A 12,069-nucleotide genomic window follows, 5' to 3' on the forward strand; every position below is an offset into this window, starting at 1 on the left:
GTGACCGCGCGGCTGACCGTCCTCGGCGGCTACCTCGGAGCGGGCAAGACGACCCTGCTCAACGGGCTGCTGGCCGCCGCGGGCGCGGCACGGATCGCCGTCGTGGTCAACGACTTCGGGTCCGTCAACATCGACCGGCGGTTGATCACCTCGGCCACGAGCGACACCGTGGAACTGGCCAACGGCTGCATCTGCTGCAGCCTGCAGGACGACACCTCGGCGGTGATGACCCGCCTGGCCGAGCGCGGCGACCTGGACCACGTGGTGGTGGAGACCAGCGGCGTCGGCGACCCGGCGTCCCTGCGCCCCTGGGGCACCTACCCGGGCTTCGCCCCCGGCCCCACCGTGGTCTGTGTGGACAGCACCACCGCCGCGCGTCTGCTCTGCGACGAGTTCGTCGGCGACACCGTGGCCCGGCAGCTGACCCGCGCGGACACCGTGGTGCTGACCAAAGCGGACCTGGCCTCACCAGGCCGGCTGGCCGACGCGCGGCAGCGCTGCGGCACACACGCGAAGGACGCCTGCATGCTGCCGTCCACCGGCGGTGACGTACACCTCAAGGACCTGCTGCCACCCGCTGCGCCACGCAGCCGGTCCTCTGCGGATGTACGGGACGCACACCGCTCGGTGCACCGCACCGCCTCGGTCACCGGCGCCGGCCTGGCGGACCGGCCCGCACTCCTGAAGGCCCTGCAAGACCTGCCGGGCTCGGTGGTCCGCCTCAAGGGCCTCGTCCGCTGCGCCGACAGCCCGCAGGCCCGCACGGTGGTCCAGGTCGCCGGCGGGAGACTGTCGCTCACCACCGACGGCGCCTGGCGGGACGCGGACGCCACCACGCTGGTGATCATCACCGCCGGCGACGAAGCCGCCGACACCGACCTGCGCACACTGACCGCCCGCCTCACCGAGATCCTGAACGGCTGACCCGGCCCCGTACCCCTGTATGCCGGGGCTCATTGGCGTATGCATGCCGGGCTCATAGGCGTACGCATGCCGATTGCCGCCGCGGAGAAAGTGGAGGCGTGGAGGCTGCCGGGCCGGAGAAGCAGCGCACGTACTGGGCAATGCCGACGCCATCACGGGGGGCAGGAGGGAACCGCACCGTCATCCGGCGCCGCCGCAGCCACCACCACCCGCTCCACCACCACCACCCGCACCACAACCGGCGCCGCCCCCACAGCCGTAGCCGCTGCCGCCAGGTGCGTCACCGCCGCCACCACCGGAAGAACGCTGGATACCGGCCAGCCGGAGGCCGCACTGCCCGGCCAGCAGACCGAAACCGGCGAGCAGGCCCGTCAACCGGCTGTCCTCACCGTGAACCAACGACAGCACCGCGCCCACCAGCAGGAAGGCGCTGCCCAGCAGCAGCGGTACGGAACAGCAGATGCGGATGATCCGCCGCCCCCGGGAGACTGGTCTGCCCGCCCGCCGCCGGCCGTACGCGCCGGATCGCGCCCCCGCGTCACTGCGGCCACCACGCACCCGGACCGGGCCCCGGCGGCGGGCGGTGCGCACCAGCCGTACCCCAGCCCAGACCAGCAGGGCCGACAAGGCAGTGGCCACCAGTGCCCCGCCGTAATCGGCACGGGTCAGCTCTCCCGCCGTCACCAGCGCCATGAACGCCCCGAACAGCAGCGACGTCACGGCGAGGGCCAGCAATCCAGCCTTGAGGACACGGCGTCCGCTGCCCGGCATGCGTTCCCCTCTCCGTCCTTCCGTCTCCCCGTCCTTCCGTCTCCCCGTCCTTCCGTCTCTCCGTCCTTCCGTCTCCCCGTCCTTCCGTCTCCCCGTCCTTCCGTCTCTCCGTCCTTCCGTCTCTCCGCCCTTCTCTCTCCGCCCTTCTGTCTCTCCTCCGTCACCAGCGCCGTTTCGAGCCGCGCCACTGGCTGACGGGCCCGCCCCTGACGCCTTCCTCGTCCCAGAGCCAGTAGCCCCGGTTCACCAGTACGGACAGGCCGATGCCCAGGGCGGTGACGCCCAGGAGGACGAGGAGCAGGGCGAACAGCACCTGGCCGGCGCCGGAGTGCGCCCTCAGGCCGCCGACACCGAGGACGACCATCGTCAGGCCGAGCGTCAGGTGCAGCACTGCCACGCGCAGCCGGCCGAGGGTCGACCACAGTCCTGGCGACCGGCGTTCCCGCACCGGTTGCAGCGAGGCTGACGGGTCGCGGGCCTCGCGGCGGAGCCGGATCGCGTCACCCGTCATCACCACGCCAGGGCCGAGCGGCACGGTGGCCAGCACACCGCAGGCCAGCGCAGGGACAAACTCCTGGCGCACCGCCAGCACCCCCGCCGCCAGAACCATCAGGCCGCCGAGCGCCAGCAGGGCGACCGCAGCCAGCACTCGCCCACCGAGCAGTACCCCATCGAGGAACCTCATGGCAACGCCACCCCCTCTCCTGACAGCGACGCCCGGGCAACGGCCGGTGGTTGCACCGCGGGGGCCACTTCCGCAGCGAGTGCAGCCGGCGCTGGTTCGGCTGTCAGAAAGGGAGCCGTCCAGTACCAGGAAGCCATCGACGCTCGCTTCCGGACGCCCGCGGCGCGGACGGCACAACCATCCGGCGGTGGCGTGTGTCCTACCAATCGCGAACAGTCCACTGCAACAGCGATATAGGGGGAAATATGCTGCTCAATCGTCCTGCCCTGACCGCGGTAGTTCTGGCGACACTGACCGTCGGAGGCACCACAGCCCTGGCGTCTCCCGCCTCTGCCGCCCCCAACACCACTCCGCAGAAGGTCTGTGGCAGCAGCTACCGGACCGTCAACTCGGCCCCCGTCGGCTCGCGGGGCACGGTCTATCTCACGTACAACGCGACCAACGGCAAGAACTGCGTCGTGACCATCCGCAACACCCCCGGTGAGGAGATCGAGATGTCCTCCTGGATCTACGTCCCGGACACCGGTCAAGCGGCCGAGGACTACGGGTCGTACACCTCCTACGCAGGCCCTGCCTACGTCTACGGCAAGGCCCACTGCGTCGACTGGGGAGGCAACATCGGCAACGTGTACGTCCAGATCACCGGCTCCAACTGCGCTGCCCTCAAGGAACACCGGACAACCACCGTCCGCTGACAGGAAGGCGGCGGACAGGACCTGACATGGGCGACGAGGACTGCGGCGGGCCGCGGTCCTCGCGCCCATGGACGGTTACAGAGTTGAGGTGCCCGTACGCGATTGTGGCCCCGGCTGTCGGTCTGCTTCCAGTCGACCTCAACCAACTCCTCACCGGCTCGTCGGCGCTGGGGCGCATCCTTGACGACCCGGCCCCGGCATTCCCCACTGCGTCGCCGTCGGTCCCCTTCTGCCGGGCGTCCTGACGGTCGGTTCGTTCTGCCGGGTCGCGGGCCGGGCGGTGTTGGTGGAGTGGAGGGCCTCGATGGGTGTGCCGTCCGCCGGCTGAGGTGCTGCCGGCTGAGGTGCTGTGTGAGTGCCGCTGGTGGGTGATCGTGTGTGCGTCCTCGCTCGGCGTGCGGTCCTGCAGGCTGGGAACGGCCGGCCGGTCGCACCGTTGCGCAGGCAACTGGTCGCGGATTGCGACGGCTTGGGCCTGCCGACGGCTCCCGGCACGGAGGGCAGCAACCCTTCCCGCACGCCCCGCACGCCCCGCACGCCCCGCACGCCCCGCACGCCCCGCACGCCCCGCACGCAGAGGTCTCTCCGTAGCGGTCACTGCCCGCACGAACCGTCAGAAGGCCCGCCAGGACGCGGCGCAGAGGCTGCGCCCGCCGCCGGACGCAGCGGAGCGCTCGCTGCACCGCCGTGCGCAGGCGACGGGACGTCCCGCCGCGATGAAGCCGTGAGCCTGGGATGGATGAGTTTCACTGTCATGAGCGTGGACGGGCAAAGGCGGCCGCACGGGGCGATGCGCGGGCCCAGGCTTCTATGTCCTGGACTCGGCCGCCACTGCGGGTGGCGCCCTGCAGGGCCGATGTGCGGGCCGAGCGCCGACGGAGGCAGGCAGGGACCGTCGTCTCAGGCAGGTGGCCTGCCCGCCGTCAGGAACAGCCACATCGCCGCGTCCCGTGCCGGGGTGACGGGCAGGCGGGTGTGTACGGCCCGGTTCATCAGGCGGGCGGCGCGGGCGAGGCGTTGGGTGGGTGGGCGGCGTTGCGCGTCGTAGGCGGTGAGGGCCTGCGGTACTCGTGTGCGGGCGGTGAGCCGGCGGGTCAGGGCGACGGCGTCGGTCAGTGCCTCGCAGGCGCCGCGTCCCAGGTCGGGGGTCATGGCGTGGGCGGCGTCGCCGATGAGGGCGATGTTCCCGCTGACGTAGGCGGGCAGGGGCACGGCGAGGTCGTACAGGTCGTTGCGGTGTACGGGGGCCTCGCCGAGGTGGTCCAGGATCTCCCGCACGCCCGTGTGCCAGTGGCCGAACCGGCGGCGCAGCGCGGCGAGTTCACCGCCCGCCGGAGTCGCGCGCTCAGGGGCGCGTACGCAGGCGAACCAGTTCGCACGGCTGCCGGCGCGCGGCGTGACCCCGAAGCGGGCGCTGTCGCCCCAGGTCTCGGTCATGCCCGGCGCGTCGACGTCGGCCGTGCCGTGCCAGGCGGTCACGCCGCAGTAGCGGGGCCGGTGCGCGCCGCCGAACAGCACGGACCGGGCCCGGCTGCGCAGTCCGTCGGCGGCGACGACCACGTCGTACCGGGACGCCAGGGCGCGTACGTCGGGTACGGGCTCGCCGTAGCGGACGGTGCCCTCGTCGAGGGCGTCAACGAGCGCGCTGAGGAGCGCGGGGCGGGAGATCACGCGCACGCCCTCGCCGGTGCGGCGGCGCAGCGCGGCCATGTCGACGTTCCCGATCAGGGCGCCGCCGGCCCGTACGAACCGGCCGTCGGCCGCCGCGCGGGAGCGTTCGCGGGCTGTGTCGCCGAGGCCGAGGGCGTCGAGGGCGTGCAGGCCGCCCGGCCAGAGGCCGAGGGAGGTTCCCGTGGCGGGCGGGGCGGGGGCGCGCTCGCGCACCTCGACGTCCCAGCCCGCGGCGCGCAGTCCGACGGCGGCCGCGAGACCGCCTATCCCGGCGCCGATGACGATCGCTGTTCCGGTCACGCCCGCGAGGCTACTATGTTTGTAGTGCCCGCACTATGTTTGTAGTCAACGTGAACGCGGACGGCCACGGACGTGAACGGGGACCGGGGCGAGCGTGGCGGTCGACAGAGCGGAGCTGGATTCGTATGGCGGGCAGGCGTGAGCAAGTCCTGGACGCGGCCGTGGAGATCCTCGGTACGGGCGGCCTGCGTCGCCTCACGTACCAGGCCGTCGACGCCGCCGCGGACGCGCCCGTCGGCACGACGTCCAATCATTTCCGCAGCCGCGACCTACTCGTGGCCGGTGTCGTGGACCACCTGGAAACCCTCGACGCCCGCGACTGGGCGAGCCTCGCCGCCGAGCGCACCCCCGAGCCGACGTCCGAGCCGGCATCCGGGCACACCCCCGACGGGCCCGAGGCCCTGAGCGCGACCCTCGCCGGACTCGTCCGGCACGCCCTCGGCCCCGCCCGCCACCGCACCGCCGCCCGCTACACCCTCGCCCTCGAAGGCCTCGCCCGCCCCACGGCCCGCACCTCCCTCGCCCGCGCCCAGCAGTCCCTCATGAGCCTGCTCGCGCCCTGGCTGGAATCCCTCGGCTCCACCGACCCGGCCGCCCACGGCCGGATCCTCTTCGACTACGTCGACGGCGCGATCTTCCACCAAGTCACCCTGCCCACCGAGGACTTCGACCCCGAGCCCGGCCTCCGCGCCGTACTGACGGGGCTTCTTCCGCGTGCGTAACCCGGGCGGGGTCAGGCGTTCGGCGTACGCAGGGCGACTACGGCCAGGCCGTCGTGGCCGTCACCCGGCTGGCGGCCGTAACCCGGCTGGTGGCCGGCGAGAGCGCCGACGCATTCCCGCAAGCGGCAGGCCGATGCATCCCGCGGCGAGTTCGGCGAGCCGGGACAGGCCGTCGGCGACAGCGTGACCGGGCTGTTCGACGAGTCTGAAGTGAATCCCCGACTCAGGACACCAGGCCGTGTCTTCAAATTCGCGCCGTTGCCCGAAGGGCGGGCTCGGCAAGACAGGCCCTACGGCCTCTGTAACAGGACCTACGGCCTGGTACAGAGCCGCGAGTCCACTGTCAGTGGACGGTGTTACGTTCTGTGACATGACCGATCACGCGCTACGGCTGCTGCGGCAGGACCGCCGCCTGGCCGAACTGGCAGCCTTCCCCTTCGACTTCGACCTCGACCGCGCCGCCCACGGCCACGTCGAGGAGGTCCGCCTCGCCTCGGGCGGGCCGCTGGAGACGGTCGCCGGGGACGACACCGGCGGTACGTTCTTCGTGTGCGCGGACGGCTCGGTGCTCTACGCCGACTCGGAGGGCGCCGCGGGGATCATCGGCTCCAGTGTCGACGAGACCCTGGAGCTCGTGATCGGCCTGCCCGGCTGGCGCGGCTACACACGTCTGTCGCCGGACGACGGCGAGGAGAAGATCCTGGCGTGCGTCGCGGAGACCGAGGACGAGATCCGTGAGTGTTACGGAATAGACGAGGAGCGGGCCAAGCTCCGTGCGGCGCTGGGCTTCCCGAAACGCTCCCCGGTCGAGCTGGTGGGCAGGCTACGCGCCGCGCTCCTGCGCACCGAGCCGGACTTCGTACTGCTCAACGCGGATGAGGGGTGCGCGTACGACCGGATAGGCCCGGCCGGCCCACCGCTGTGGGACCAAGTGCTCGCGGCGGGCCGCGCCGATCTCGCCAGGCTGCGGGAAGGCGACCGCGCGGTATGGCGTGAAGCCGCCGAAGACCCGGTGCGGCGCCGGATCACCCTGCGGGCCGCGCAGTTCGACCGAGCAGAAGGCGATCTGGAGCTACTGCGGCATCTGCTGAGACACGAGACACAGTCATCGATGACAGACGAACTGCGGCTCGCGGCCGTACTGGTGGGGCTGCGCGGGGACACCGGAGATCTGCCGCTGCTCCTTCAGGCCCGGGAGACGGACTTCGACACCGCGTGCGGCCTGAGCGACATGCCGGAACCGGGTGCAAGCGCCGACGAGCTGCAACAGTGGGCGCGGGCGCTCGACAAGTCAATGTTCGGGCCGGACCCGTCGGACGAACCGGTCTCCACATGGACCGACCTGGCGCGGGACCAGGGGATGACGGACCTCGCGCGGGTGACGCTGATCCGCGAACTCGACAGCATCTTCATGGACCAGAGCAGACTCCGCCGCCCCCACACGCCCCCCACCCTGGCCACAGCTCCGCTGAGCGGCCTCGCCCGGAACTTCGAGGAACTCGGAGACCTACCCCCGGCGCTGCGCGCCCAGCGCCTGCTCGTCCGTGCATCTGGCGTGCGATCCGCTTGGTCTTGGTGTTCACGCCCTCGGTGGGGCCGTTGCTGTACGGAAGCGTGAGCGCGGCGATCACGGCGTCGCGGTCTCGGTCCAGGCCGCGGGTGAAGGCGTGCAGATGAGGCAGAGGCTGTGCGGACCTGGGTGATCCAGGGATCGAGCTTGGCGGCATGTTCTGGGCGAGGAGTCAGGAGTTCGGCGAAGGCCCCGATGCAGGCGGCCAGTTGGGTCATCTCATGGCACGCGCCGGTGAGCTGGGCCAGAAGATCGCGATGCTCGGTCTTGAGGTTGTCGGGCCCGGGTGAGCAGCATCCGAGCGAGGCGGCGCGGGGAGATGTGGCTGCGGTCGGCCTCCGCACGGCCCTGGTTGATGTACTTGTGCAGGAGGTTCAGGCAGCCGGTGAACCCGAGGGTCTTGATCTCTTCGAAGAGGTGCTGGACGGGGACGCCGGGTTCCTCGGCCCGGCGTTTGCGCAGGCGCTTGCGGTAGGGGTCGACGAGGCCGGCGCGGTACTTGGGGACGCGGAGCATGCGCTCGGGCCGGTCGGCTCGCGCGTAGCGTTTGACGGTGTTCAGGGCCAGTTCCAGGCGGCGGGCGCATTCGAGCAGGTCCACGCCCCGGCGCTGGCACACCACCACCGACGCGCCCACGGCCGACGGGGTACTCCCGAGCGGACAGGCGGTCTACGTGGCCACCGGCGACTCATACCGCAGCGCCCGGAAAATGGACTGCGAAATGTCCAACCCGACGGCCTCCCCGGCCTCGCCTCGGCTCTCTTCTCGCCGGACGAGCCCATCCCTGGCGGTTACGTCACGGCCTACTCCGCATCGACGGGGGAGCGGCTGTGGCGCACGGTCCGCGACGACGAATGCGCCTCCGGCCCGGTGCAAGCAGGCAGCAGTATCCTCGTCTCCCACCGGGCTGAGGTGTGGGCCTACGACGACCGCACCGGAACTCCCCGCTGGGGTACGGCGGATGATACGGCCGCGGGCGTCGATCCGCTGGTAGGGGGCGGCAGGCTGTACGTCACCACGGACTCGGGCATCCACGCGATACTCACCTGAGGCGCCGGACAGGCGGGCGCGAACTGCCCCGCTGGCTGGACGAGTTCCTCACGTGAGCGTGCCGTGTCGGCCGGGACCACTTCGGATCGGGCCGTCACATCCGACTTGGTGGAGCGGGTCGGCGAGATCGTGAGCGCGGTGAGTGGCGCTGGCCTGCTTACGCCGTGATTCCGGCGCGGAGCCACTGCCCGGGGACGCTCCCGCCTGAGTCCGGCGAACTCCGGCCAGGCGCCCCGGGGGCAGTGGCACACCGCTCAGGCCGTTGCCGCTTCGTCGGCCCGTTCGGCCCGGGGCTCGGCGGACTCTCCGATGTCGGCGCGATGCGACTCCCTGGTCAGGGCGATCGCGGCCGAGCTGACCAGGCACACGCCGATGATGTAGAGGCTGACCGTTCCGGAGTTGGTTCCGCCTCCCGACGCCGCCAGAAGGCTGGAGGCGATCAGCGGGGCGGTGCCCGCGCCCAGTGTGGTCGCCAGCTGGTAGCCGAGCGAGGCCCCGGTGTAGCGGGCCCTGGTACCGAACATCTCGCTGACGAACGCCGCCATAGGGCCGTACATCGAAGCCTGCAGGATCGGGTTGCCCAGGATGTAGGCGGCGAAGAGCAGCGTCGTGGAACCGCTGTTGACCAGAGCGAACAGCGGATACGCGCACGCCGCGGTGGCCAGCGCACCGGCGATCATGACCGGTCGGCGCCCGATCCGGTCCGAGAGCATCGCGAAGGCGGGGATCGTGAAGATGTGCAGCGCCGAGGAGACGACCTGGGCCCAGAGCACCGTGGATCGTTCGAAGCCGACCCCGGTCGCGTACGTGAGCATGAAGGTGGCGAGCAGCGACTGGATGACCAGTGCGGCACAGCCGCTCAGGCAGGACAGCACGATGTTCTTCGGGTAGCGGCGCAGAACGGTGACGAGCGGTGCCTCTTGCTTGGCCGCCTTCTGCTCCTGAGCGGCGCGCTGCTGCGCCGCCACGAAGATCGGGCTCTCGGTGACTTTGAGCCGGATGAACAGGCCGATGGCCATCAGGCCGAGGCTGAGCAGGAACGGCACCCGCCAGCCCCAGCTCAGGAACTGATCCTCGGGCAGCGCCGAGAACCCGGCGAAGACGGCGGTGGCGAGCACGGCGCCGGCCGGGCCGCCCATGTTGGCGAAGGAGGCCATCAGCCCGCGCCGGCCCTCGCTCGCGTGCTCCATCGCCATCAGGGCCGCGCCGCCCCATTCGCCGCCGACCGCGATGCCCTGCACAAGACGGCAGGCGACGAGCAGGACCGGTGCCCAGCTGCCGATCACGTCGTAGGTGGGCAGCAGGCCGATGGCGAAGCTGGCGATCGCCATGATCGTCATGGTCATCACGAGCATCGACTTGCGGCCGACGCGGTCGCCGAAGTGACCGAAGACGATGCCGCCGAGCGGACGGGCGACGTAGCCCACGGCAAGGGTGCCGAAGGCGGCGATGGTTCCGGCGAGGGCACTGAGATCGGTGAAGAAGAGCTCGTTGAAGACGAGCGCGGCGGCGGCTCCGTACAGGAGGAAGTCGTAGAACTCGATGGCGCTGCCGACGAAACTGGACAGCGCGATTCGCCGGGATTCAGTGCGACGCGCAGCGTCATGGGTGGGCATCTGTGGCTCCGGAGATGGGTCGGCGCACGGCGGACGAGGAAACGCGCCGGGTGGACGCGGCCGGTAGCTGATCGCCTGGCCGCCACCCTCGGATGGTGCGTAATCCGCACTACTGCGTGTAGATAGCGAACACAGTCCGGCAGGAGAATGCGCGTCGTCAAGAGGCTCAGCAATGATCGATCAAATAGGGGGACACGCCCGAGGGGGCATCAGGAGTCGCACTCCGGATACCGCCGCATCAGGAGCCGCACTCCGGATGCGGCGGACGAGCGGGCCCGGTCGCTCAGCCCAGCGCTGAGAGCTCCTCGGCCACCGTCAGCATCGCCGGTACGGCGCCGTCGGCCACGTCCTCGCGAGTGGTGATGAGGTTGACGCACAGGTGCAGGCCGGGGTCGGCGGTGTGCAGCGGCACGGCGACGCCGTACGCGCCGGGTTCGATCTCGCCGAACGTGCGGGCGTATCCGCGCTCGCGCACCTCGGCGGCACCGGCCGGTTCACCCGGGGCGGGCAGACGCAGCGAGGACAGTGCGAGACCCGCGGCGCCGATCCCCAGGGGGTGACGGCTGCCCACGCGGTATCCGAGGTGGTAGCTGACGGTCCGGGGCTCGACGACCGCGACCGCGACCTGCTCATCGCCTTCCGCGGCGATCAGCGCGACCGTGGCGCCGAGTTCGTCGGCGGTGCGCCGCAGTACCGGAAGGGCCGCCTCGCGGATGCCGGCCGCGTACCCCCGGGCCAGCGTCACCATGCCGGATCCTGCGCGGTAACGGCCGTCCGAGGTCCGCACGACCAGGCGGAAATCGGCGAGCGTGACCAGGATCCGGTAGGCGATCGTGCGGTGCACTCCGAGGCGCTGGGCCACGTCCTGCACGCTCAGCCCCTGCGGCTGACCGGCGACGGCCTCGAGCGTCAGCAGCCCCCGGGCGAGAGTCTGGGATCCGGACGCACCTTTGCCCGATGTACCACCTTGCCGCGCCTGACCCTTGGCGGTGTCGCTCCCGGCCGGGGTGGGGGCTGCCTGCTCGTCGCTCATCCCGGCAGCTTACGGGTGGGCCGTGATGCGCCGTCATGCCGGTCGGCGCGCTCGGTGTCGCTTCGATCACTTGACATTCCCGTGACGCACCCGTTCCATGAGCCATGCGCTGTGCAATTATCGTTCACTAGCGTTCATATAACGCACCACGTTCGAGGAGTCCCGGTCATGGCCATCACCAAGGAAGCCGCATCGCGCGACATCACGCTGCCGTCAGGCATGCGTCTGCGGTACTACGAGGCGGGCGAAGCCGATGCCACGCCGGTGGTACTGCTGCACGGCTCCGGTCCGGGCGCGACCGGCTGGTCCAACTTCTCCGGCAACATCGGCGCGATCGCCGACGCCGGCTTCCACGTCGTCGCACCCGACATGCCGGGCTGGGGCGATTCCGACGCCCAGGCCACCGCCGACATGGACCACGACGCGACCCTCGTCGAGTACCTCGACGCCCTCGGCCTCGACAAGGCGGCCCTGGTCGGCAACTCGATGGGCGCCCACACCGCGGTCCGCTTCGCGACACTGCACCCGGAGCGCATCACGCACCTCGTGACCATGGGCGCCTCCCTCGGCCGCGGACCCGCCTCCCTCTTCGCTCCGGCCGACGGACCGAGCGAGGGACTGAAGGTGCTGGTCAAGGCGTACAAGGACGCCAGCCCCGAGAACATGAAGGCCCTCGTCGAGATCATGACGTACGACAAGGCGCGCTTCGCCACCCCGGAGCTGACCCGGGCCCGCTCCGAGGCGGCGCTCGCCCGCCCCGACCACCTGAAGAACTACGTCGAGGGTCTCGCGCACGGTGCCCCGATCCCGATCAAGGTGGACCGCAGCAAGATCCCCGGAATCCAGACGCCGACCCTGCTGATCCACGGCAGGGACGACCGCGTCCTCCACTACGAGACCAGCCTGCGCCTGCTCGCCGACATCCCCAACTCCCGCCTCGTGCTGCTCAACCGCTGCGGTCACTGGGCGATGATCGAGCACGCCGCGGAGTTCAACCGCCTCGTCATCGACTTCCTGTCCCACAACTGACGC

The 12,069-nt window shown here is 71.0% G+C and carries 11 protein-coding genes and 1 pseudogene; 6 read left to right on the forward strand and 6 right to left on the reverse strand.

Annotation, left to right across the window (positions count from 1 at the left end; translation table 11 throughout):
* Window positions 1–924, forward strand: a complete 924-nt coding sequence (locus tag QIS99_RS15760; RefSeq protein ID WP_282513967.1) for a CobW family GTP-binding protein — start codon at window positions 1–3, stop codon at window positions 922–924.
* 180 nt (window positions 925–1,104) lie between these two features.
* Here QIS99_RS15760 and QIS99_RS15765 read toward each other — a convergent pair whose 3' ends face one another.
* Both QIS99_RS15765 and QIS99_RS15770 read right to left on the reverse strand, forming a co-directional pair.
* The gene (locus tag QIS99_RS15765; protein ID WP_282513968.1) at window positions 1,105–1,695 is read right to left on the reverse strand and encodes a hypothetical protein; all 591 of its coding nucleotides are present in this window, start codon (window positions 1,693–1,695) and stop codon (window positions 1,105–1,107) included.
* Window positions 1,696–1,855: 160 nt separating this feature from the next.
* Complete coding sequence (locus tag QIS99_RS15770) at window positions 1,856–2,380, reverse strand: hypothetical protein (protein WP_282513970.1); 525 nt, start codon at window positions 2,378–2,380, stop codon at window positions 1,856–1,858.
* 245 nt (window positions 2,381–2,625) lie between these two features.
* On the opposite strand from QIS99_RS15770, the gene QIS99_RS15775 reads away from it, so the two are divergent.
* On the forward strand, window positions 2,626–3,075 hold the full coding sequence (locus QIS99_RS15775) for a spore-associated protein (protein ID WP_282513971.1): 450 nt from the start codon (window positions 2,626–2,628) through the stop codon (window positions 3,073–3,075).
* Window positions 3,076–3,975: 900 nt separating this feature from the next.
* Here QIS99_RS15775 and QIS99_RS15780 read toward each other — a convergent pair.
* Window positions 3,976–5,046 (reverse strand): FAD-dependent monooxygenase, encoded by a 1,071-nt coding sequence (locus QIS99_RS15780; protein ID WP_282513972.1) that lies wholly within the window; start codon window positions 5,044–5,046, stop codon window positions 3,976–3,978.
* Between the two features lie 125 nt (window positions 5,047–5,171).
* Between QIS99_RS15780 and QIS99_RS15785 the strand changes: the two genes are divergently transcribed.
* Both QIS99_RS15785 and QIS99_RS15790 read left to right on the forward strand, forming a co-directional pair.
* Window positions 5,172–5,768, forward strand: coding sequence for a TetR/AcrR family transcriptional regulator (locus QIS99_RS15785; protein WP_282513973.1), 597 nt, complete (start codon window positions 5,172–5,174; stop codon window positions 5,766–5,768).
* Window positions 5,769–6,138: 370 nt separating this feature from the next.
* The gene (locus QIS99_RS15790) at window positions 6,139–7,386 is read left to right on the forward strand and encodes a hypothetical protein (RefSeq protein WP_282513974.1); all 1,248 of its coding nucleotides are present in this window, start codon (window positions 6,139–6,141) and stop codon (window positions 7,384–7,386) included.
* On the opposite strand, the pseudogene QIS99_RS15795 reads toward QIS99_RS15790, so the two are convergent.
* Window positions 7,301–7,938, reverse strand: a pseudogene (locus QIS99_RS15795) (transposase); the annotation flags it as partial. The gene QIS99_RS15790 and the pseudogene QIS99_RS15795 sit on opposite strands and share 86 nt — an antisense overlap.
* 180 nt (window positions 7,939–8,118) lie before the next feature.
* Between QIS99_RS15795 and QIS99_RS32335 the strand changes: the two are divergent.
* Window positions 8,119–8,388 (forward strand): outer membrane protein assembly factor BamB family protein, encoded by a 270-nt coding sequence (locus QIS99_RS32335; protein ID WP_408909568.1) that lies wholly within the window; start codon window positions 8,119–8,121, stop codon window positions 8,386–8,388.
* Between the two features lie 254 nt (window positions 8,389–8,642).
* Here the strand turns inward: QIS99_RS32335 and QIS99_RS15800 are convergent, their stop codons facing one another.
* Together QIS99_RS15800 and QIS99_RS15805 are read right to left on the reverse strand one after the other, a co-directional pair.
* A complete protein-coding gene (locus QIS99_RS15800) occupies window positions 8,643–10,004 on the reverse strand; it encodes an MFS transporter (protein WP_282513975.1) in 1,362 nt (453 codons plus the stop codon).
* 283 nt (window positions 10,005–10,287) lie between these two features.
* On the reverse strand, window positions 10,288–11,037 hold the full coding sequence (locus tag QIS99_RS15805; protein ID WP_282513976.1) for an IclR family transcriptional regulator: 750 nt from the start codon (window positions 11,035–11,037) through the stop codon (window positions 10,288–10,290).
* 168 nt (window positions 11,038–11,205) lie between these two features.
* On the opposite strand from QIS99_RS15805, the gene QIS99_RS15810 reads away from it, so the two are divergent.
* Window positions 11,206–12,066: an alpha/beta fold hydrolase gene (locus tag QIS99_RS15810; protein ID WP_282513977.1), complete on the forward strand. Its 861-nt coding sequence runs from the start codon at window positions 11,206–11,208 to the stop codon at window positions 12,064–12,066.
* Window positions 12,067–12,069 lie beyond the last annotated feature (3 nt).

This window comes from Streptomyces solicavernae, assembly GCF_029968095.1.
GTDB lineage: Bacteria > Actinomycetota > Actinomycetes > Streptomycetales > Streptomycetaceae > Streptomyces > Streptomyces solicavernae.

What these genes read in the sequence shown, in the direction of transcription:
- QIS99_RS15765 (WP_282513968.1), bottom strand. Translation starts at nt 1,695, where the DNA reads ATGCCGGGCAGCGGACGCCGTGTCCTCAAGGCTGGATTGCTGGCCCTC.
- QIS99_RS15770 (WP_282513970.1), bottom strand. Translation starts at nt 2,380, where the DNA reads ATGAGGTTCCTCGATGGGGTACTGCTCGGTGGGCGAGTGCTGGCTGCG.
- QIS99_RS15775 (WP_282513971.1), top strand. Translation starts at nt 2,626, where the DNA reads ATGCTGCTCAATCGTCCTGCCCTGACCGCGGTAGTTCTGGCGACACTG.
- QIS99_RS15785 (WP_282513973.1), top strand. Translation starts at nt 5,172, where the DNA reads ATGGCGGGCAGGCGTGAGCAAGTCCTGGACGCGGCCGTGGAGATCCTC.
- QIS99_RS15790 (WP_282513974.1), top strand. Translation starts at nt 6,139, where the DNA reads ATGACCGATCACGCGCTACGGCTGCTGCGGCAGGACCGCCGCCTGGCC.
- QIS99_RS15800 (WP_282513975.1), bottom strand. Translation starts at nt 10,004, where the DNA reads ATGCCCACCCATGACGCTGCGCGTCGCACTGAATCCCGGCGAATCGCG.
- QIS99_RS15805 (WP_282513976.1), bottom strand. Translation starts at nt 11,037, where the DNA reads ATGAGCGACGAGCAGGCAGCCCCCACCCCGGCCGGGAGCGACACCGCC.
- QIS99_RS15810 (WP_282513977.1), top strand. Translation starts at nt 11,206, where the DNA reads ATGGCCATCACCAAGGAAGCCGCATCGCGCGACATCACGCTGCCGTCA.